The organism is Micromonospora reichwaldensis, from assembly GCF_031845925.1.
In the GTDB taxonomy this organism is placed as follows: Bacteria; Actinomycetota; Actinomycetes; order Mycobacteriales; family Micromonosporaceae; genus Micromonospora; species Micromonospora reichwaldensis.
On the sequence record NZ_JAVRFL010000012.1, the window covers coordinates 100,649 to 120,098 of the forward strand.

Consider the following 19,450-nt stretch of genomic DNA (forward strand, 5'->3'; position numbering starts at 1 on the left):
GGGGGCGGGGGAGGCCGGCGGGTCAGCGGGGGGTGAGGCGGTCGGTGCCCAGACGGGCCTGGAGGACCTCGGGGACCAGCACCGAGCCGTCGGGCTGCTGGAACTGCTCCAGGATGGCCGGGAAGAGCCGGCTGGTGGCCAGCGCCGACCCGTTGAGGGTGTGCACGAAGCGGGTCTGCTTGCCGCCCGGCTCGCGGTAGCGGATGGCCGCCCGGCGCGCCTGGTAGTCGCCGGCCCAGGAGACCGACGACACCTCCTTGTACTTGCCGGTGCTCGGCATCCACACCTCGATGTCGAGGGTCTTCTTCATCGACGCGCTGGCGTCGCCCGCCGACAGCAGGGTGCGCTGGTAGTGCAGGCCCAGCTTCTCGACCAGGCTCTCCGCGTGCAGGAGCATCTCCTCCAGCGCGGCGTCGGCCTGCTCCGGCAGGCAGAACTGGAAGATCTCCACCTTGTTGAACTGGTGGCCCCGGACGGTGCCCCGCTCGTCCGAGTGCGAGCCGGCCGCCTCGCGGCGGTAGCAGGGGGTGTACGCGAACGCCTTCAGCGGCAGCTTCGCCGTCTCCAGGATCTCGTCCTGGTACGCCCCGAGGATCGCCGTCTCCGACGTGGGCAGCAGGAACTGCCCGCGCGGGGCGGACTCCCGGTCCAGGTGGTAGACGTCGTCGTAGAACTTCGGGAACTGCCCGGCGGCGAAGCCGGCGGTGTCCAGCAGCAGGTGCGGCGGGAGCAGGAACTCGTAGCCGGCGCGGATGTGCTCGTCGACGAAGAAGTTGAGCAGCGCCCACTCCAGCCGGGCGCCCATGCCCGTGTACATCCAGAAGCCCGAGCCGCCGAGCTTGACCCCGCGCTCGTGGTCGACCAGGCCCAGCATCCGGCTCAGCTCGATGTGGTCGCGGACCTTCTCGATCGCCGGCGGCTCGCCGAAGGCCCGGACGACCCGGTTGGCCTCCTTGCCGCCCGGCAGCACGTCGTCGGCGGGCAGGTTGGGCAGCTCGCTCATCACGGTGCGCAGCCGCGCCTGCACCTCGTCCAGCTCGGACTCCAGCTCGGCGAGCTGCTTGCGCCCCGCCTCGGGCGTGGAGACCTCCGGCTCGGTGCCGGCGCGCTTCGCCGCCGCGTAGGCGCGCGCCTCGGCCTTGCGGCGCTGCCGCTCGCCGTCGATGCCACTGATCAGGGCGCGGCGTTCCTGGTCGAGCCGCTGGATCTCGTCCAGGGCGCGGTTGACCTCGGCGGGATCCAGTCGCTTCGCCAGCGCGGTCGCCACCGCCTCGCGATCCTTCCGGATCAACTCCATGTCGAGCATGCTGCTCCGTACGCTCCGTCCGGACGTCGGGTGGACCCACCGATGCTACCGCCGCGGCCCGCTCGCGCCCCGGCCCGGTCTCGACGACCTCCGCCGCGCTTCGGTGTAAGGAAGGGCACCTTCCTAACGCATTGCGTTAGGAAGGTGCCCTTCCTTACACGTCAGGCGGTCAGAGCCGGATGGGCATCAGGACGGAGAACGCCTCGACGTCGTCCGGCCGGCGCACGGCCAGCGGGGCGATCGGCCCGTCCAGCTCCAGTAGCAGCTGGCCCCGGCCGGCCGCGTCGAGGGCCTCCAGCAGGTAACCGCCGTTCACCCCGACGCGGAACGCGTCCGACTCCCCGGCCAGCTCGTCCGCCCCGAGCAGCCGCACCCCGCCCCGGCCGTCCGGGCCGAGCACGGTCACCGCGAGCGGGAGGCCGTCGTGCCGTCGGGTGACGACGGGGGCGTCGGCGCTGGTCAGGGCCGCACGCAGGGCGTCGGCGTCGACCGTCAGCCGGTGCGCCGGCCCGTCGTCGGGCGTCGGGCGGAGCAGCCGGCGGTGGTCCGGGAAGTCGTACGGCAGGACGGCGGCGTCGACCGTGCGGCCCGCGACGGAGACGGAGATCGTGCCGGCGGCCACCGTCATCCGGGCCTCGGGGGTGCTCCCCGCACCGGTGTCGAGCAGGGCCCGCACCTCGTCGACGAAGGCGACCGGGGCGAGCACCCGCACCGCCGGCCCGTCGACCCGGGCGTCCGCCCGCGCGACGGCCAGCCGGTGCCGGTCGGTCGCCACCAGCCGTACGCCGTCGACGTCGGACTCGAACAGCACGCCGGCCAGCACCGGCAGGTCGGGGTCGGTGCCGACGGCGAAGCGGACCGCGTCCACGGCGGCGGCCAGGTCGGCGCGGGACAGGACGAGACGGGTGGTCATGGCGGGCTCCCCGGTGTCGATGAGCGTACGGATCCGGGAGAGCTCCCTGCGGGCGCCGGCGAGACCGTCCTCCAACCGGCGCAGGTGCGCGTCGAGCAGGCGGTGGATCTGGGCCGGCTCGGACCGCAGGGCGGCGGCGATCCCGGCGACCGGCATGCCGACCCGGCGCAGCCCGGCCACCAGCCGGGCGGGGGCCACCTGGTCGCCCGTGTACCAGCGGTAGCCGGTCACCGGGTCGACCAGGGCCGGGGCCAGCACCCCGGCCGAGTCGTAGAACCGCAGGGCGCTCACGGTCAACCCGCTGGCCCGGGCCAGCTCGCCGATGCTGCGCAGGTCGCTCTCCACGGCGCTGATCCTGTCGTCTCAACCTGGTCGAGGGTCAACCCGCGCCGGGCCGGGCGGCCCGACGGTCGAGGGCTGCGCTCAGCGGGGCCGGTCCAGCACCCGGAAGGTCATCCCCGCCCGTACCAGCCGGTCCAGCAGCGCGTCGCCCATCGCCGCCACCGGCGTGACCTGCCCCGCCGTGGCCGGCAGTTCGTCGCCGGCCAGGCAGAGCGCCGACTCGCCGAGCATCTTCGCCGTCTCGTCGTAGCCGGGGTCGCCGCCGGCCACCTCGGTCAGCACCCGCCGCCCGCCGCCCGTGGCGACGAACCGGACCCGGAACCAGGACTTCGCCCGCTGCTGCGGCGTCGGCCCCTGCCCGGAGGCGAGCCGGCCGAGCAGCCAGCGCCGGGTCGGCGGCAGCTTCACCAGCGCCACCAGCCCGCCCAGCCCGACTCCGCCGGCCAGCACCGTGGGCAGCCGCTTCACGGCGGCGAAGTGCCGGTAGCGGAAGTCCGGCCCGTACTCCGGGCGGGCGGCGGCCGAGCGGCGGACCACCTGCGGGTCGATCGTCGGCAGCGGCACGATCCACATGCCCAGCTCCTTCGAGCGGGCGAGGCGGCCGGGCACCGCGCGTACCCGCCGCCCGGTCGGTCGCGGCTCGACCTGCCGCCGCTCGCGGGCCGCCCGGGACGCCTCGGCGGTACGGGAGAAGGCGGTGAGCGCCGAGTGGTACGTGCCGGCGGAGAACCGCCCGCCGGCCCGGACGAAGCCGTCGACGGTGATCGGCACGTCGTCCGGGAGGTGCTTGAGCGTGAACCAGACGCCCAGGTCGTGCGGGATCGAGTCGAACCCGCAGGCGTGCACGAGCCGCGCCCCGGTGCGCTCCGCCTCGGCGTGGTGGCGCACGTACATCAGGTCGACGAACTCGGGCTCGCCGGTGATGTCGAGGTAGTCGGTGCCGGCGCGGGCACAGGCGGCGACCAGCGGCTCCCCGTGGTGCACGTACGGGCCGACGGTGGTGGCCACCACCCGGGCGCTCTCGGCGACCGCCCGCAGCGACTCCGCATCGGTGACGTCGGCGGTGAGCAGGGGCAGCCCGGCCAGCGCCGGGTCGATGGCGGCCAGCCGGTCCCGTACGGCGGCAAGCCGGCCGGGGTTGCGCCCCGCGAGCGCCCAGCGCAGCCCCGGCGGAGCGTTGCGGGCCAGGTACTCGGCGGTCAGCCCCCCGGTGAAGCCGGTGGCCCCGAAGAGGACGACGTCGTATGTCCGCTGCTCACGCATCCGCCGAGTCTGCCACCCGGCACGGCGGGCCGCAGCGCTCCGCCTCAGCCGGCGGCGGCCGGAAGATCGGGGCTGAGTACGGCGCGGACGCAGCCGTCGGCCCGGTCCCGGAACAGCGCGTATCCGTGCGCCCCCCGCTCCAGCGGCAGCCGGTGGGTGGCCAGGTGCTCGGTACGCAGCTCGTCGCGGGCCATCCGCTCCAGCAGCATCGGGATGTAGCGCTGCCCGTGCTGCCGCGCGCCCCGCACCGTCAGCCCCTTCTGGGTGACCGCCCCGAGCGGGAAGGTGTCGACGAAGCCGGTGAACTCGCCGAGCAGGAAGACCGAGCCGCCCTTGCGGCAGGCGTGCACGGCCTCGCGGACGGCGGCCGGTCGCTCGGCGCCGCCGGTGAACCGCTCGGCCAGCGACCGGGGGCCGTGCCCGTCCCAGGCCGCCCCGACCGCCTCGACGCACACGTCCGGGCCCCGCCCGCCGGTGCGCTCGCGCAGCTCGGCGACGACGTCGGCGAGCCGGTGGTCGATCGTCTCCGCGCCGGCGTGCCGTTCGGCCATCCGCAGCCGCTCCTCGTCGGCGTCGACGACGACCACCCGCTCCGCGCCGAGCAGCCCCGCCGCCCGGGCCGCGAGCTGCCCGACCGCGCCCGCGCCCCAGACCGCCACCACGTCGCCGGGGCGCACCTGGCCGAGGTCCGCGCCCATCCAGCCGGCCGGCGCGGCGTCGGAGGCGAACAGGGCGCGGTCGTCGCTGACCACCTCCGGCACGGTGAACGCGCCGACGTCCGCGTACGGCACCCGGACGTACTCCGCGTGGCTGCCGGCGAAGCCGCCCATCGCCCGGGGCTGGCCGAACGCCCCGCCGGTGGGATGGCCCCAGGCCGCCTCGGTGACCGCCGGGTCGGCGCTGCCGTTGTCGCAGCAGGAGGGCAGGTCGCGCCGGCAGTACCAGCAACTGCCGCAGGCCACCGACGAGCAGACCACCACCCGGTCGCCGACCCGGTGCCGGCGTACCTCCGGCCCGGCCTCGACCACCTCGCCGAGGAACTCGTGGCCGAGCACGTCCCCGACGGCGAGGAACGGCACCCGACCGGCCAGCAGCGGCAGATCCCCGCCGCAGGTGGCGCTCTGCCGGACCCGGACGATGACGTCGTGGCCGTTGCGCAGCTCCGGGTCGGGCACCTGCCGTACCGCCAGCTCGCCCGCGCCCACCCAGCACAGCGCCCTCACCGCGGCGGTCCCGGCGGACGGTCGGCCGGCCAGCGGTCCGCGCGGAGCACCTCGCCGGTCTCGGCGAGCTGCTTGACCTCCCGCAACGCCCGCCGGACCAGCAACCCGGGATCGTCGCCGACCAGGTGGGCGGCGAGCCCCGCCGGGGCCGCCGCGCCGGGCACCGGCCGGGCGGCCAGCTCCGTGCCCCGACAGCCGGGGGCCGGCCGCAGCTCGACCTGCACCGCGCGGCCGAGCCGACGCAGGGGCTCCGGCCAGCGGCCGCCGGGCAGCACCTCGCCGGGCGGGCGGTCGACGGTCACCACCTGCCAGCGCGCGGGCCGCGGGTCGGCGCCGGCCGCGCGGGGCCAGGCCGACCAGTGCCGCCGTACGGCCAGCGCCCGGCCCGCCGCCGCGACGGCGAGCGCCACCGTGGTCGCGCCCGCCAGCCGTCGTCTCCGGTCCACCTCGGCCCCGCCTCCCGGTCCCCTCCCACGCCGGACGCGCACCGGCGCGCGCGGCCGGTCGCCCGCGTACGACCAGGGTCGGCCGGGGTGGGGTGAAGCCGGCTCCCCCCGAAGGGGTGAACGGGCCCGCGCCGGGTAACCGCCGCCGGCGGGACCTGGGGGAGTGGACGCGTCGGTGGAGGGCGGGGCCGGATGCCGGAGGACGTACGGGACACGGGAGTCGTCACGGTCGCACCCGGGCCGGCCGGCACGCCGCTGCTGACGTCGCGGCTGTGCCCCGCCCCGCCGCCGGAGCCGCTGGTGCTGCGGCCCCGGCTGCTGCGGGCGCTGGACGAGGGGACCGCCGGGCCGGTCACCCTGGTCCGGGCCCCCGCGGGGTGGGGCAAGACGACGCTGCTCGCCTCCTGGTTCCGGGCCGCCGGGGAGGCCGGCGCGCCCCGGGGCCGGGTGGGGCAGGGGCCCGTGACCGCCGCCGCCGGGGGGCGCCGGGACGACGGGTTGACCGGTGCCGCGCCGGGCGACTTCGGCGCGGCGGCCGGCGTACCGGCGGAACCCGGCCGGCCCCGGGCGGCCTGGGTCTCGGTGGAGGCCGGCGACGACGGGGACCGGCTCTGGTCCTACCTCGCGGCGGCGCTGCGCGCGGCCACCGGTTCCGCCGACGACGTGCCGGGGCCACCCGTGCCCGACCGGCCACCCCGCCCCGACCAGTTGGAGGTGCTGGCCGCGGCCCTCGCCGCCCGGGAACGGCCGGTGCTGCTGGTCCTGGACGACCTGCACCGGATCACCGACCCCGAGGCACTGGCCGGACTGGAGTTCCTGCTCCGCCACGCCGAGCAGCGGCTGCGGCTGGTGGTCGGCGCCCGCGCCGGGCTGCCGCTGGCCGTGCACCGGCTGCGGCTGGCCGGCGAGCTGACCGAGGTCGGCCCCGACGAACTGGCCTTCGGTGACGACGAGGTCGCCGATCTGCTCACCGCGCACGGGGTGGCGCTGCCGGCGGCCGGGGTACGCCGGCTGCGGGAACGCACCGGCGGCTGGCCGGCGGCGCTCCGCTTCGCCGCGCTGGCGCTACGCGGGCAGCCGGACCCGGCCCGCTGGGCCGAGCAGTTCGGCGGCGACCAGCCGGACGTGGCCGGTTACCTGCGCGAGGAGGTGCTCGCGGGGCTCGACCCGGACGCGCGGGACGTGCTGCGCCGCTCCGCCGTCGCCGACGCGGTCTGCGCGGGCCTCGCCGACGCGCTGACCGGCCGGACCGACGCCGAGCAGGCGCTGGCCGGCCTGGCCGGCGACGGCGGGCTGCTGCGCCGCGACGACAGCCGCCCGCCCTGGTACCGGTGCCCCCCGCTGCTGGCCGACCTGCTGCACGCCGAGCTGGGCCGGCTGCCCGCCGACGAACTGCGCGACCTGCACCTGCGCGCGGCCGGCTGGTACGCCGACAACGGGCGGCCCGGCGAGGCGCTGCGGCACGCGCTCGCCGGCGGCGACCACGACCGGGCCGCCGCGCTCTTCGTGGCCCGCTGGCCGGAGCTGGTCCCGTACGACCGGGAGACGCCCGCCGGCCGTCCGCCCGCGCCCCCGCCGTCGGAGGCCGTGCGCCGCGATCCGGAGCTCGGGCTGGCCTGCGCCGCCGAGCGGGCCCGGGCCGGCGACGCCACCGCCGCCGCCGGGCACCTGCGCGACGCCGTCGAGGCCGCCCGGATGCTGCCGGCGCCGCGCCGGGACCGGTTCCGGCGGCTGGCCACCGCGCTGGAACTCACCCTGGCCCGGCTGGCCGACGACCCCGAAGCGGTACGCGCCGCCGCGGCCCGGCTGCTCGCCACCCGCCCCGCCCCGTCCCCGGCGTCGCCCGACCCGTCCGTCGCCCCGGCGTCGCCCGCCGAGCCGCGCGGCGCCGCCGCCGAGGACGCCGACGTGCGGGCGGTGGCCGGCACCGCGCTGGGCCTGGCCGACCTGGCGGACGGGGACCTGCCCGCCGCCGGCCTCGCCTTCGCCCGGTCGCTGTCGGCGGCCCGGGAGGCCGGGCGACCGCGTACGGAGCTGGTCTGCGCCAGCCGGGCGGCCCTGCTGCACGCCGTCCGGGGCGAGCTGCGGGACGCCGAGACCCTCGCCCGGGACGCCCTCGCCATGCCGCCCTGCCACGGCTGGTCCTGCCGGGAGGACTGCGCCCACGCGTACCTGGCGCTGGCCCTGGTCGCGCTGCACCGGGACCAGCCCGAGGAGGCGGAGGCGAACCTGGCGCTGGCCGCGCCGGCCACCGGTGAGCCCGTGGTGGGGGCGGTGGCGGCGCTGTGCCGGGCGTACCTGCTGCGGGACGCCGGTGACCTGCCCGAGGGCCACCGGGTGCTGGCCGAGGCCCGGGAGCGGCTGGCCGACCGCCCCCGGGCCGGCGAGCTGACGCACTGGCTGCTGGCCGCCGAGTCGGACGTACGCGGGGCACGGGGTGACCTGGGCGCCGCCCGGGACCTGCTCGGGCGGGCACCCGACGCGACCGCCCCGCCGCTGGCCGTCGCCCTCGCCCGGGTGGAGTTGCGTGCCGGCGACCCGCGTGCCGCCGGGTACGCGCTGCCGGACTGGGAGGCGCCGGAGGCGGCCGGCTGGCCGCTGCCCGTACGCCTGGACGCCGCCGTGCTCGACGCGGTGCTGGCCGGGCGCGCGGGCGACGACCGGCGGGCCGGACGGCTGCTGGAGCGGGCTCTCGACCTGGCCGGGCCGGAGGGGTTCCGGCGGGCGTTCACCCGCGCCGAGCCCGGGGTGCGTGACCTGCTCGCCGCGCATCTGGACGCCGGTACCGCGCACTGGCCGACGGTCAGCGACCTCGTCCGGGGCGCCGACGCGCCGGCCGAGCGGGCCCCGGCGGAGCGGGGCACGGGGGCGCTGGACGAGCCGCTGACGGAGCGGGAGTTGACGATCCTGCGCTACCTGCAGAGCATCCTGTCCAACGTGGAGATCGCGGCCGAGCTGTCCCTGTCGGTCAACACGGTCAAGACCCACGTGCGCAACATCTACCGCAAGCTCGACGCCACCCGCCGCCGGGAGGCCGTCCGCCGAGCCCGCGCCCTCCACCTCATCTAACCCCGCCCCTCCACTGCGTCGATCATGCAGTTGTGGTGGGCGAACTGCCCCCTGCCACCCCATTTGCGAGGCACCAGCACTGCATGATCGACGGGGTGGGCGGCGTGGGCAGGGGTGGGGGTTACGGGGTGGCGGCGTCGACGGCCGTCAGGAGGTCCGCCAAGTCGAAGTCGCCGTCGTGGCGGGTGCCGTTGACGAACAGGGTCGGGGTGGCGTGGACGCCGCTGCGGATGCCGCCCACGAAGTCCCGCCGCACCCGGTCGCCGTGCGCCTGCCGCTTCACCTCCCCGGCGACATCGTCGGCGGGCAGGCCGAGCTGCTCCATGCCGAGCGACAGGTGCACGGGGTCGAGCTGGTCCTGGTGCTCGTAGAGCCAGTCGTGCATCGTCCAGAACTGCCCGCGCCGGCCGGCTGCCTCGGCCGCCTCGGCGGCCTGCTCCGCGTACGGGTGCATGTTGGTGATGGGGAAGTGCCGGTACACCAGCCGCACCGTGTCGGCCCGCTGTCGCAGCAGCTCCCGCAGGTTCGCGTACGCGGCTCCGCAGAACCGGCACTGGAAGTCGGCGTACTCGACGATGGTCACCGGCGCGTCCACCGGCCCGCGGACGTTGTCGTGCCCGGTCACCGGGGTCCGCAGGCGGGCGGTGACCTGGAGTGGCGTGGTCATCGGGTCACCTCAGTCATGTCTCCCAGCCTTCCCCGTGACGGGGTGAGGGTGGCTCACCCCGCCCGGGTGGTCCGGCGCCCGGCTCAGCCCAGCACCGGGGCGACCGCGATGTGGTTCTGCACCTCGCGGATGCCCGGCGCGCACCAGACGGTCCGTTCCACCTCGGCCCGCTCCGGCATCGAGTGGACCAGTCCGCCGAGCAGCACGGTGTCGCCGTGCACCCGGACGGTGATCCGCTCCGCCTCGGTGGCCCCGTTGCGGGCCAGCGCGTCGACGATGCGTACCGCCAGGTCGTGCCCGTCCGGCCGGGTGTCCGGGCGGACGGTGATGCCGTTGCTGACCCCGCGTACGCCGGTCAGCCGGGCCACGGCGCGTTCGGCGGCACGGCGCTGGTACTCCCAGTCCACCTCGCCGTGCAGCGTGACCCAGCCGTGCGAGACGGTCACGTCAAGCTGCTCCAGGGGCACGAACGCGTCCCACTCCAGCGTGTGCCCGGCCGCGGCGGCGATGTCCGGGTCGGCGCGTTCCGCGCCGGTGCCGAGGCGTACCGCCAGGTCGTTGGCGACCGCCCGGACGCGCGCCACCCGGTGCGCCGCCCGCTCGGCGGCCCACTTCTTGGCGTAGCTGTCCACCCGGCCGGTCAGTGTGACCACACCCTCGGCGACCGTCACGCCGATCTCGTGCGGCCGTACCCGGGGTTCCCAGGTCAGCTCGTCGAGGACGGCCGACTGGATGTCCTGGTCGGTGCGGCTGATCGTCTCGATGGCCATCTGTCACTCCTCACGGGATAGCTGCCGGTGCGCGCGGATCCGCCGGGACCGATCCTGGCGCCGGCCGGGGTGAGGGCCCCTCACCCGACCCGGGTGGCTTCTGGGAGCGCTTCCAGGCGGCCGGTCGGATCGGTTAGGGTGAGCGCGTTCCTCGGGTGCGGGAGCCGTCGCGCCGATGACCGGAGCCAGGGCAGCTCCGGCGCGATTCCGCACGCTCCCGTTGCCGGGTCCGGCCGTCACCACGTCGGCTCCCGGCGTCCGAACCCGGAAGGAACCGCAGATGCGCAGAAGTTACGCCGGCGCGGTCGTGTCCGCGCTGGTCGTCGCCGCGGCCGTCGTGGCGGCACCGTTCACCGCGGCCGGCGCGCCCACCGCCGCCGCAGCCGCCGCAGAGCCGTACACCTGGAAGAACGTCCGGATCGACGGCGGCGGCTTCGTCCCCGGCATCGTCTTCAACCCCACCGAGAAGAACCTGATCTACGCCCGCACGGACATCGGCGGGATGTACCGGTGGACGCAGGCCACGCAGTCCTGGACGCCGCTGCTGGACTGGGTCGGCGCCGACAGGTGGGGCTGGAACGGCGTGGTCAGCGTCGCCACGGACCCGGTGCAGACCAACCGCGTCTACGCGGCCGTCGGCATGTACACCAACGACTGGGACCCGAACAACGGCGCCATCCTCCGCTCGGCCGACAAGGGCGCCACCTGGCAGGTCACCGAGCTGCCGTTCAAGAACGGCGGGAACATGCCCGGCCGGGGCATGGGCGAGCGGCTCGCCGTCGACCCCAACCGGAACAGCATCCTGTACTACGGCGCCGAGGGCGGCAACGGCCTGTGGCGCAGCACCGACTTCGGGGCGACCTGGGCGAAGGTGACCAACTTCCCCAACGTCGGCAACTACCGGGCCGACCCGAGCGACCCGAACGGCTACAACGGCCAGAACCAGGGTCTGACCTGGGTCAGCTTCGACAAGAGCACCGGTACGGCCGGCACCGCCACGCAGACCATCTACGTCGGCGTGGCCGACAAGGAGAACCCGGTCTACCGCAGCACGAACGGCGGCGCCACCTGGGAGCGGATCGCGGGGCAGCCGACCGGCTACCTCGCGCACAAGGGCGTCGTCGACCCGGTGGGCGGCTTCCTCTACATCGCCACCAGCGACACCGGCGGCCCGTACGACGGCGGCAAGGGCGACGTCTGGAAGTTCAGCCGCGCCACCGGCGCATGGACGCGGATCAGCCCGGTCCCGTCCACCAGCACCGACGCGTACTTCGGCTACAGCGGCCTCACCATCGACCGGCAGAAGCCGAACACCCTGATGGTGGCCACCCAGATCTCGTGGTGGCCGGACGCGATCTTCTGGCGCAGCACCGACGGGGGCGCCACCTGGACCCGGATCTGGGACTTCACCAGCTACCCCAACAGGTCCAAGCGCTACACCATGGACGTCAGTTCCGTGCCGTGGCTGACCTTCGGCAGCAACCCCGCCCCGCCGGAGGAGACCCCGAAGCTCGGCTGGATGAACGAGTCGGTCGAGATCGACCCACACGACAGCAACCGCTTCATGTACGGCACCGGCGCCACCATCTACGGCAGCACCGACCTCACCAAGTGGGACACCGGCGGCCAGTTCACCATCAGGCCGATGGTCAGGGGCCTGGAGGAGACCGCGGTGCTCGACCTGGTCAGCCCGCCCTCCGGGGCGCCGCTGGTCAGCGCGCTCGGCGACATCGGCGGCTTCCGGCACACCGACCTGGACGCCGTGCCGCCGATGCTCTTCACCCAGCCCACCTTCACCAGCACCACCAGCCTGGACTACGCCGAGACGAAGCCGGCCGTGATGGTGCGCGCCGGCAACTTCACCGACGCGGACCGGCCGAACGACAGCCACGTCGCGTTCTCCACCGACGGCGGTGCCAACTGGTTCCAGGGCAGCGAGCCGTCCGGCGTCAACAGCGGCGGCACGGTCGCCGCGTCGGCCGACGGTAGCCGCTTCGTCTGGGCCCCGGGCGACGCCGGTCAGCAGGTGGTGTACTCGGTCGGGTTCGGCAACTCGTGGACCGCGTCGACGGGCATCCCGGCCAACGCGACGATCGAGTCCGACCGCGTCGACCCCAACAAGTTCTACGGCTTCAGCGGCGGCAAGCTCTACGTCAGCACCGACGGCGGGGCGAGCTTCACCGCCTCGGCCGCCGCCGGCCTGCCCAGCACCGGCAACGTCAGGTTCAAGGCGCTGCCCGGCGGGGAGGGCGAGCTGTGGCTGGCCGGCGAGGGCGGGCTGTGGCGCTCCACCGACTCCGGGGCCACGTTCACGAAGCAGGCCGGGGTGAGCACCGCCGGCAACGTCGGCTTCGGCAAGGCCGCGCCCGGCCGGACGTACCCGGCGCTGTACCTGTTCGGCACCGTCGACGGCCGGCCCGGCGTGCACCGCTCGGACGACACCGGCGCGACCTGGGTGCGGATCAACGACGACCAGCACCAGTACGGCAACGCGGGCGAGGCGCTGACCGGCGACCCCCGGGTCTACGGCCGGGTCTACCTCGGCACCAACGGCCGCGGCATCCTGGTCGCGGACCGGCTCGGCGGCACGCCCGACCCGACGCCGACCACCTCCACCCCGCCCCCGACGACGCCTCCTCCGACGACCCCGCCTCCCACGACGCCGCCCCCGACCACCCCGCCGCCGACCAGCGGTTGCACGGCGACGTACCGGGTGACCGGCTCCTGGCAGGGCGGCTTCCAGGGCGAGCTGGTGGTCCGCAACGCCGGCAGCGCGGCGATCGCCGGCTGGACGGTGGGCTGGACATTCCCCGACGGTCAGCAGATCACCCAGCTCTGGGGCGGCACCCACACCCAGACCGGGGCGACCGTCTCCGTCCGGGACGCCGGCTGGAACGGCGCCCTCGGTGCGGGCGCCACCGCCACCGCCGGCTTCCTGGGCAGTACGACCGGCGCGAACACCGCCCCGGCCACCGTCACCTGCACCGTCCGCTGACCGCCTCGCTCCGCCGACCGCGCACCCCCGTCCCCACCAGGGGCGGGACGTGCGCGGTCGTGCGGAGCGGGTGGCGGCCCGGTCTCCTACCGGCGCGGACGGGCTCCGGCTGTCCCGTTCCGGTCGGCGCCGCCTCCGGTTCGTGGCCGGGAGGGGAGGCGGGCTACCCGGCACGCACCGAGAGGGCCGGTGCCCCCGCAAGCCATAGGCTCGGAGCTTCGCCCGTCGAAGGAGGGATCCTCCGTGAGTCCGATCAGGACGGCCTACCTCACCGCCGCGCGTTCGGCGGTGGACCTGCTCGCCGACCCCGCCGTAGCAACCCGCTGGGACGAACCGAGCGCCCTGCCCGCGTTCGGCGTGGGGGGCCTGGCCGGCCACCTCGCCAGCCAGGTGCTCGGCGTCCCCGCCGTGCTGGCCGCAACCGTCCCCGCCGGCGACCCCGTGGGACTGCTCGACCACTACGCGCGCGGCACCTGGCTCGGCGCCCCGGTCGACGCCACGGTGAACGTCGCCATCCGCCGCGCCGGTGACGGCCTCGCCGCCGACGGCCCGGCCGCTCTGGTCGACCGGTGCGCCGCCACGCTGCGCGAGTTGACGGACGTGCTGGCGGCGGAGCCGTCCGATCGGGTGGTGCACGTCGCCCGTGGCCCCTGGTCGCTCACCCTGGACGACTACCTGGCCACCCGGCTGATGGAACTCGTCGTGCACGCGGACGACCTCGCGGTCAGCGTCGGCGTGCCCACCCCGGAGCTGCCGGCCGAGACCGTCGACCCGGTGCTGACGTTGCTGGCCCGTCTCGCCGTACGCCGGCACGGGCAGCCGGCGGTGCTGCGCGCCCTGAGCCGGGCGGAGCGGGCCCCGGCGATCGTCGCCGCCCTCTGACGCGACCCTCTGCAGGGCCGCGAGCCTTCAAACAGGGCCGCAGGCCACGGGCCGCAAGCCGCAAGCCGCGGGCTGCGGGCCACGAGCCGCGGGCTGCGGGCCACGAGCCGCGGGCTGCGGGCCGCGAGCCGCGAGCCGCGCTGCGGGCTGCGGGCCGCGAGCCTCTGAACAGGCCGCGAGACGCGGGACGGCGGGCCGCCTGTCGCGGCACGTCATATGGAACAGGCGCGGGCCCCGGCCGACCTCGATGGTCGACCGGGGCCCGTTCATCGCGAGCGTGTGCCGGACCGGTCAGCCGTCGAGGCCGACGGGGGAGTTGGGTCGGTCGACGTCGACGAACTCGATGTCGTCCATCGCCCGGTCGCCCCGGCTGCCGGCGGCCCGCGCGGCGGTGCCGGCGGCCCAACCGATCGCCGCGCCGACCAGCGTGGCGCCGATCAGCAGCGTCCAGGGCAGCGCCGGCCGGCGGCCGGCCAGCGCGTCGAAGGCCTGGGTGGCCCGGCGCCGGGCCTCGTCCGCCGCCGAGCCCACCAGGTCGCCGGCCTCGTCGGCGAGACCGGAGCCGCCTCGGCGGGCCGAACGGGCGGTGTCGCGGACGCTGTCGCTGGCGGAGCTGACCGCCGAGACCAGGTGCTGCCACGCCTGGTCCGTGATCCGCTCAGGCTTGCTGCGGCGGTCCAGCAGGTTGCTTCCGAACATGGTGGTTACCTCCTCGGGGCCGAAGCCGGCGGCCATTTTCGGACTTCGGCGTCGCACCGGCGTGTGACGGTTCGCTCGTTTCCGCCTGTGCCCCGTGGGGCTGCTCCGCAAACCCCGTGCCGCGGGTGCGACGCCCCGGGCGGCGGTGCGCGGGCGCGGCGTCAGCGGACGGCGACCGCCACGGTCACGCCCCGGGCGAAGTCGTCGTCGCCGTCGTCGTCATCGTCGCCTCCGCCGCCGCCGAACCCGCAGGCCAGTACGAGGGCCAACAGCGCGCTGACGCCGGCCAGCGCGGCAAGTCTCCTGAGCATCGATCGTCCTCCCGGTCGCAGTCGTGTCTCCGAGCCGATGCTAGGCAGAACGGGCAAGGCGCGGGGCCGAAGCGGTACGGGCCACGCCGGGGGACCGGCTGTTGGGCGGTGCCGGCGGGAGCCGGCTACCCTGGGGCGCGACGTGTCAGCGGTAGCTGATCGTTGGTCGGACAAAACGTCAATAGTCCGGATAAGGGTGACTTGCTGTGCCCTGATCCGCGAATTGCTCATCCCGAGGGGTGGCGACCGAGGCCGTCAGAGGAATACTCTCGGTCGCGGCCCGCGTACTGATGAGGCGCCCGTCGGACGGGCGAGTGGAGGTGCTCGCGTGAGCCTGTCGATTGTGAAGTCGGTCCTGCCCGGTGGTGTCATCGAGATCGCCCCGCGGGGGGAGATCGACGTCGACACCGCATACGAGGTGCGCGAGGCCATCGCCGAGGTCCTGACCAAGGGGCGCCCCGGTCGGATCGAGCTGAACATGCGGCTCGTCACCTTCATCGACTCGGTCGGCATCAGCGCGATGGTCGCCGGCTTCCAGACCGCCGAGGTGAGCGGCGTCAAGCTCGTCGTCACCGAGCCGAGCCGCTTCGTGCACCGGCAGCTCTGGGTGACCGGCCTGCTCGGCCTCTTCGGCGCCCCCGAGCCCTACTACGCCGGCGCACCCACCCCCGAGGTCCTCCCCGGCGCCTGACCCGCCGCCGACCCGCCGCCGACCTGCCGCCGGCCGCGAGGTCGGAGGCGGGCCGCTCAGGCGTCGCCGAGGCCCGACAGGTCGACGTCCGCCACCTCGGTGACCGCGCGGATCGCCGTCACCGAGGCGTACCCCTCGGCCAGCAGCGCCAGGTCGGTGCCGGGCTGCACGGCCTGCCCCGGCTCCTCCAGCGACGTGCGGACGAAGCCGTGCCCGGCCTCCGCCACCGTCATCTGCACCTGGCCGAAGGTGGCCAAAGTGCCCCGGCGCACCCCGCGCAGGCGGCCGTGCGGCAGGTCCGGCGCGTTCACGTTGAGCACGCTCTCCACCGGCCCGGCGGTGAGCCGGGGCAGCAGGTCCAGGGCGACCCGGGCGGCGGTCGGCCAGTGCCGCTCGGCGTCGCGTACCCGGGCGGCGGCGGCCACCGCGGCACCCCCGCTGGCGGCCGTGGCCTCCCCGGCCGAGAGCACGTCGAGCGAGACGGCCATCGCCCGGCAGCCGTTCGCGGCGGCGGTGAAGGCCGCTCCCACCGTGCCCGAGTGCAGCACCGCGCGACCCGCGTTGGCGCCCCGGTTGATGCCGGACAGCACCACCGCCGGCGGAGGCCCGAAGGCGCCGTGCACGGCGATCAGCGCGATGAAGCCGGGGGAGCCGCCGACCGCGAACGCCGGCACCCCCGGCACCTCCGGCAGCGGGTGCGCGTGGACCACCACCTGCCCGTCGCGCTCCACGGCGGTCATCGCGGCGCTGGTGCCGCTCGCCTCCTCCAGCGGCGCGGCGACGACCACGTCCAGGCCCCGGTCCGCCGCCGCCCGCGCCAGCGCCTGGATGCCGGGCGCGGCGATCCCGTCGTCGTTGGTGACCAGTACCCGCAGCGTCATCGCTCGACCGCCCGCTCGGCCAGTTCGTCGGGGCTGGTCCGCTCCTGCGGCCGGCTGCCGGCCGGTACGAGACGCACCCGGTCGACCAGGCCGGTGATCGAGTCGAGCCGGCCGGTGCCCAGGCCGTGCCGGGTCACGTTCAGCGCGCCGGCCGCCGCGCCGGTACGGATCGCGGTGCGCACGTCACCGCCGCGCGCCACCACGGCCGCCACCCCGGCGGTCATCGAGTCGCCCGCCCCGCGCGGGTCGGCCGCCTCCAGCCGGGGCATCTCGACCTCGAAGACCTCGCCGTCGACCAGGGCGAGGGCGGGCTTGTCGGCCCGGCTCACCACCACGTTCTCCGCGCCGCCGGCGTGCAGGTCGTACAGGGCCCGGGTGAGCTGCTCCTCGTCGTCGCCGTCGGCGCGGCCGTCGGCGATCAGCTCCTCGTGGCTGACCTTGAGGAAGAAGACGCCGCTGTCCAGCACGGCGTCGAGGTGCTCGCCGCAGAGGTCGACCACCACCCGGCTGCCGTTGGCCCCCAGGTCGGCGGCGAACCGCCGGTAGAGGTCGGCCGGGACCAGCGACGGCTCGTTCGGCCCGCTCAGCACGCTGACCGAGGCGCGCAGCCCCTCGCCGAGCGCCAGGTTGTAGAGCTCGTCCAGCTCGTGCCGGCTGAGCGGCTGGCCGGGGACGTCCACGATCTCCTGCCGGGAACCCTCGCGCCGATCGTGCACGTACCCGCCGCTGCCGGAGTCGCGGACCACCACCTTCAGGTTCACCCCCTCGCTGACCAGCAGCGGCTCCAGCACCTGGCCGATCTCGCCGCCGAGGGCGGCGCAGAGCACCACGTCGACCCCGAGCGACATCACCATCCGGGCCTGCCAGACGCCCTGCCCGCCGGGGTGCAGGTGCAGCTCCGGTGCCTCGCTGGGCTGGTCGACGGTCACCGTCAGCCGGGGCGTGGGCGCGAAGACCATCACGTGCCCGCTCATCCGTCGTGCCCGTTCATGCGCCCATCCTCCGCCGGTCGACACGTGCCGTGACCATCCATCAGCTGACCGTAGTGTGGACGGCGGCCGGACGTCCGGACTCCGGGCGGGATCGGCGCGGCGTTGCCAGGGGGCCCGGCATGCGCGACGATCGGGCGACCACCGACGCTGGGAGACGGCGTGCTCAGGCGAAGTTCCTTCAGCTACACCGTCCAGGCGCGCTGCTCCCTCGCGGAGGCCGCGGCACTGCTCGCCGACCCCACGCGGCAGGAGGACCTGCACCCGCTGATCGTCCGGGTGCGCCGGGTGCCGCCGCGTGCTGGCGCGCGGGCCAGCTACGACATCACCGATCGACTGGCCGCCGGGCCGGTGCGCCTGCCGATCACGTACCGGGCCGACGTCCTCGTCGACGATGCCGACGAGATCGTCACCGTGGCCCGGCAGTGGCCTGCGACCACGGTGCGCAACCACACCCGGCTGCGGGCGGAGCCCGACGGCATGGTCCGCATCGAGGTCGAGATCACCCTCGCCGCGCCCGCGCCGCTCTTCGGCTACGCGTTCCGCCAGGCCCGCGCCGCCCACCTCAAGCTGGCCGCCCGCCTCGCCACGGCCCTCGACACGAGCCCGCCCGGGTCGCCGGCCGACTGACCACCGGACGGGCCGGCAGTGGCCGGAGGCGACGGACGCTGGCGCGCCCCGGTGACCCGCGACGGGCGGGGCACCGGGGCGCGGGCGTCAGTAGACCGACAGGTGCACGTGGTTGGTGTGGTCGCTGGACGGGTCGCCGTTGGCCCCGCTGTACGACTTCCAGCCGCTGCTGGGCAGCCAGATCTGCCTGTACCAGATCACGTAGAGCACGGCGAGCCGGTCGGCGTTGCGCACGAAGTACGCCGACAGGTTGTTGCCGTACGTCCGGTCGCCGCCGGTGGCGTCGCCGCCGAAGCCGCCCTTCTGGGCCGCGAAGTCGCAGGCCCGGCCCTTCGGGTGTTCGCCCGAGCCGCCGGGGCGGTAGCAGGAGACGTAGCGGGTGAAGCCCGCCGCCTTGGCCTGGTTGAGCGCGTGCAGGGTGCGCGGGGTGATGCAGCCGTTGGCGGGGGTCGGGTCGTTGACGCTGCACGACTCGCGCGGCCAGGAGCCGTCGGAGTTGCGCGGGGCGGCCTTCGCCGTCTTGCTGGAGGTGCCGCCCGGCGAGGTGCCCGCCCCCGTGGACTGCTGCCGCTGTTGCTGCTGCTCGCGGTTGGCGACCGTCAGCGCCCGTTCGGCCTGCTCCTTGCGCTTGGCCATCACGGTGACCTGCTTGCGCTGCTCCCGGATCTCGCCGTCCAGGGCGAGCTTGGTGCGGGTGGACTGGTCCCGGGTCTCCTGGAGCTCGCGCAGGGCCCGGTCCTCCTTGGCGGCCACCGCGTCGAGGGCGGCGGCGCGGTCCATGAAGCCGTCCGGCGAGCTGCTGTTGAGCAGGGCGGACGCCACGCTGAGCCGGCCGGTGCGGTAGGCCGCCCCCGCGATCTCGCCAACCTTGGCGGTGTGCGCGGCCAGCTCGACTTCGGTGGTCTTGAGCTGCGCGGCGAGCTGCTGCTGCCGCTTGGCCGACGTGTCCAGGGCGCGCTTGGCGTCGAGGTAGCCCTTGCTGGCGGCCTCCAACTGGGCCCGCAGGGCGGGGGTGCCGCCCTCCTCGTCCTGGCCGGGGGCCGCGGCGAGCAGGCCGGTCCGGGTGGCGGCCGCCGCCGGGGCGGCGGTGACCGGGGCCACCGCGGCGCCGAGGGCGAGCATCGTGGCGATCAGGGCCGCCGTCCGGGCGGCACGTCGTCGTACAGGTGCCATCACTGGCATACACGTGTCCTTCCGTCAGCCGCCGACCGGGTTAGCTGACGGGTTCGGGACGGAAGATCCCTACCGCTGACGCGGATGCACCCCACGAACTTGGTTCCCCGGTTCGCCCCGCCGGGCGATTAGGCGGCGGCCACCGCCGGCACCGGTGGGTGCCGCCTGGCGGAGGCCGAAGCCGAGCCTACCGGTGCCGG

17 protein-coding genes and 1 riboswitch are annotated in these 19,450 nt (G+C 75.7%); of the genes, 5 read left to right on the top strand and 12 right to left on the bottom strand.

What is annotated here, in order from left to right:
* Nucleotides 1–22 precede the first annotated feature (22 nt).
* The 5 genes from serS to RM555_RS12530 form a co-directional block, all read right to left on the bottom strand.
* Nucleotides 23–1,306, bottom strand: coding sequence for a serine--tRNA ligase (serS, locus tag RM555_RS12510; protein ID WP_311411898.1), 1,284 nt, complete (start codon nucleotides 1,304–1,306; stop codon nucleotides 23–25).
* 169 nt (nucleotides 1,307–1,475) lie between these two features.
* Nucleotides 1,476–2,552: a DNA polymerase III subunit beta family protein gene (locus RM555_RS12515; protein ID WP_311411961.1), complete on the bottom strand. Its 1,077-nt coding sequence runs from the start codon at nucleotides 2,550–2,552 to the stop codon at nucleotides 1,476–1,478.
* 90 nt (nucleotides 2,553–2,642) lie between these two features.
* Nucleotides 2,643–3,824, bottom strand: coding sequence for a saccharopine dehydrogenase family protein (locus RM555_RS12520; protein ID WP_311411899.1), 1,182 nt, complete (start codon nucleotides 3,822–3,824; stop codon nucleotides 2,643–2,645).
* A 44-nt stretch (nucleotides 3,825–3,868) separates the two neighbouring features.
* Nucleotides 3,869–5,047 carry an alcohol dehydrogenase catalytic domain-containing protein gene (locus tag RM555_RS12525; RefSeq protein ID WP_311411900.1) on the bottom strand — a complete coding sequence of 393 codons (1,179 nt, stop codon included), beginning with the start codon at nucleotides 5,045–5,047 and terminating at the stop codon, nucleotides 3,869–3,871.
* Nucleotides 5,044–5,493, bottom strand: a complete 450-nt coding sequence (locus RM555_RS12530) for a hypothetical protein (protein ID WP_396888748.1) — start codon at nucleotides 5,491–5,493, stop codon at nucleotides 5,044–5,046. Before RM555_RS12530 ends, RM555_RS12525 begins: the two co-directional genes overlap by 4 nt.
* Nucleotides 5,494–5,685: 192 nt before the next feature.
* Here RM555_RS12530 and RM555_RS12535 point away from each other — a divergent pair, with 192 nt between their 5' ends.
* The gene (locus RM555_RS12535; protein ID WP_311411901.1) at nucleotides 5,686–8,562 is read left to right on the top strand and encodes a helix-turn-helix transcriptional regulator; all 2,877 of its coding nucleotides are present in this window, start codon (nucleotides 5,686–5,688) and stop codon (nucleotides 8,560–8,562) included.
* A 121-nt stretch (nucleotides 8,563–8,683) separates the two neighbouring features.
* Here the strand turns inward: RM555_RS12535 and RM555_RS12540 are convergent, their stop codons facing one another.
* Nucleotides 8,684–9,229 carry a DsbA family protein gene (locus RM555_RS12540; protein WP_311411902.1) on the bottom strand — a complete coding sequence of 182 codons (546 nt, stop codon included), beginning with the start codon at nucleotides 9,227–9,229 and terminating at the stop codon, nucleotides 8,684–8,686.
* Nucleotides 9,230–9,312: 83 nt separating this feature from the next.
* Entirely contained in the window at nucleotides 9,313–9,999 is a 687-nt protein-coding gene (locus tag RM555_RS12545; protein WP_151457639.1) for a BON domain-containing protein, read from the bottom strand.
* A 280-nt stretch (nucleotides 10,000–10,279) separates the two neighbouring features.
* Between RM555_RS12545 and RM555_RS12550 the strand changes: the two genes are divergently transcribed.
* The gene (locus tag RM555_RS12550) at nucleotides 10,280–12,994 is read left to right on the top strand and encodes a cellulose binding domain-containing protein (protein WP_311411903.1); all 2,715 of its coding nucleotides are present in this window, start codon (nucleotides 10,280–10,282) and stop codon (nucleotides 12,992–12,994) included.
* A 243-nt stretch (nucleotides 12,995–13,237) separates the two neighbouring features.
* Nucleotides 13,238–13,876, top strand: coding sequence for a maleylpyruvate isomerase N-terminal domain-containing protein (locus RM555_RS12555; RefSeq protein ID WP_311411904.1), 639 nt, complete (start codon nucleotides 13,238–13,240; stop codon nucleotides 13,874–13,876).
* A 291-nt stretch (nucleotides 13,877–14,167) separates the two neighbouring features.
* Here RM555_RS12555 and RM555_RS12560 read toward each other — a convergent pair whose 3' ends face one another.
* Together RM555_RS12560 and RM555_RS12565 are read right to left on the bottom strand one after the other, a co-directional pair.
* A complete protein-coding gene (locus tag RM555_RS12560) occupies nucleotides 14,168–14,575 on the bottom strand; it encodes a hypothetical protein (RefSeq protein WP_121400322.1) in 408 nt (135 codons plus the stop codon).
* Between the two features lie 161 nt (nucleotides 14,576–14,736).
* Complete coding sequence (locus RM555_RS12565; protein WP_311411905.1) at nucleotides 14,737–14,886, bottom strand: hypothetical protein; 150 nt, start codon at nucleotides 14,884–14,886, stop codon at nucleotides 14,737–14,739.
* 328 nt (nucleotides 14,887–15,214) lie between these two features.
* Here RM555_RS12565 and RM555_RS12570 point away from each other — a divergent pair, with 328 nt between their 5' ends.
* Nucleotides 15,215–15,577: an STAS domain-containing protein gene (locus RM555_RS12570; protein WP_088998998.1), complete on the top strand. Its 363-nt coding sequence runs from the start codon at nucleotides 15,215–15,217 to the stop codon at nucleotides 15,575–15,577.
* A gap of 56 nt (nucleotides 15,578–15,633) precedes the next feature.
* Here the strand turns inward: RM555_RS12570 and surE are convergent, their stop codons facing one another.
* Nucleotides 15,634–16,458 carry a 5'/3'-nucleotidase SurE gene (gene surE, locus RM555_RS12575; RefSeq protein WP_311411906.1) on the bottom strand — a complete coding sequence of 275 codons (825 nt, stop codon included), beginning with the start codon at nucleotides 16,456–16,458 and terminating at the stop codon, nucleotides 15,634–15,636.
* Nucleotides 16,455–17,432, bottom strand: coding sequence for a 1-phosphofructokinase family hexose kinase (locus RM555_RS12580; RefSeq protein WP_311411907.1), 978 nt, complete (start codon nucleotides 17,430–17,432; stop codon nucleotides 16,455–16,457). The genes surE and RM555_RS12580 overlap by 4 nt, the downstream gene beginning before the upstream one ends.
* Before the next feature lie 177 nt (nucleotides 17,433–17,609).
* Here RM555_RS12580 and RM555_RS12585 point away from each other — a divergent pair, with 177 nt between their 5' ends.
* Nucleotides 17,610–18,077, top strand: a complete 468-nt coding sequence (locus RM555_RS12585; RefSeq protein ID WP_311411908.1) for an SRPBCC family protein — start codon at nucleotides 17,610–17,612, stop codon at nucleotides 18,075–18,077.
* 87 nt (nucleotides 18,078–18,164) lie between these two features.
* Here the strand turns inward: RM555_RS12585 and RM555_RS12590 are convergent, their stop codons facing one another.
* Nucleotides 18,165–19,250 (bottom strand): coiled-coil domain-containing protein, encoded by a 1,086-nt coding sequence (locus tag RM555_RS12590; RefSeq protein ID WP_311411963.1) that lies wholly within the window; start codon nucleotides 19,248–19,250, stop codon nucleotides 18,165–18,167.
* Between the two features lie 13 nt (nucleotides 19,251–19,263).
* Nucleotides 19,264–19,395: riboswitch (cyclic di-AMP (ydaO/yuaA leader) on the bottom strand.
* Between the last annotated feature and the right edge of the window lie 55 nt (nucleotides 19,396–19,450).